This window comes from Methylobacterium sp. GC_Met_3 (assembly GCF_026540775.1).
GTDB lineage: Bacteria > Pseudomonadota > Alphaproteobacteria > Rhizobiales > Beijerinckiaceae > Methylobacterium.
In genome coordinates this window covers 1-897 of record NZ_JALNUL010000169.1, presented here as the reverse complement: position 1 = coordinate 897, position 897 = coordinate 1, and the positions used below count along the sequence as shown (strand labels likewise).

At 57.4% G+C, this 897-nt stretch carries 2 protein-coding genes; one reads left to right on the top strand and one right to left on the bottom strand.

The genetic code is table 11. From position 1 onward, the window contains the following. On the top strand, window positions 1–658 hold a 658-nt coding region (locus OXS27_RS32345), incomplete at its 5' end, for a GSCFA domain-containing protein (RefSeq protein WP_267361752.1). Window positions 659–708: 50 nt separating this feature from the next. Here the strand turns inward: OXS27_RS32345 and OXS27_RS32340 are convergent. Next, window positions 709–897, bottom strand: a 189-nt coding sequence (locus OXS27_RS32340) for a hypothetical protein (protein ID WP_267361751.1), incomplete at its 5' end; no start/stop codon positions are given.

Genomic DNA, 897 nt, shown 5'->3' with positions numbered 1-897 from the left:
CCAACCGGGCGGCTTCGCGAGCGCGGACGAGGTACGGGCGGCGCGCGACGCTCATTTTGCCGCCGTGCGTCAATTGTTCGAGACGTTAGACGTTTTGGTGATCACGCTCGGTCAGACCGAGAGCTGGCGTTGGCGTGCGGATGGAGCAGTTCTGCCGCTCGCCCCGGGGGTTGCGGGCGGGACCTACGACCCAACCCTCTACGCGTTCGTCAACGTGGGCGTCGCCGAGGTCATCGACGACCTGAACGGTTTCTTGGACCGGTTGTGGCGTGTCAATCCATCGGCGCGCGTCGTGATGACGGTTTCACCCGTCGCGATGGTGGCCACTTACCTGGATCAGCACGTCATGACTTCGAATTGTTATTCGAAGTCGATCTTGCGTGCCGCGGCCGGGGAAGTATGCGTCGCGCGAGGCGACAGGATCGTCTATTTCCCATCCTACGACCTCATTACCGGCAGCGCGAATGCCGGGCGGTACTACGACGACGACCAGCGCACCATCAACGATGCCGGGGTGCGCCATGTCATGCGACAGTTCCTTGGAACCTTCGCCACGAACCGCGCTGAACCCGCGGTGCATCGAGCTTTGATCGACCTGCAGGCCGAAGCCAACTGCAACGCCGCTGTGATCTGCGACGAAGAAGCCATCACGCGATAGCTTTCTTCCAATATTAGCAAGTCTCGTCCCATATGTTTATGTGATAGACTTCAGTTAATAAGCAAATACCAAGCGCAGGTCGCTGGCCTTTCGAACGTATTAAGACTTTTTCTGGCAACAAAAAGTGCCATTAAAATATATAAATGCAATGGAATGTCTATGACTTGGATGAATAGTCCGATTAAAAATTGGCGGCAAGCGCGGTTCATCCGTCGGCGCCGGATCGAGCGCTTGCCGGC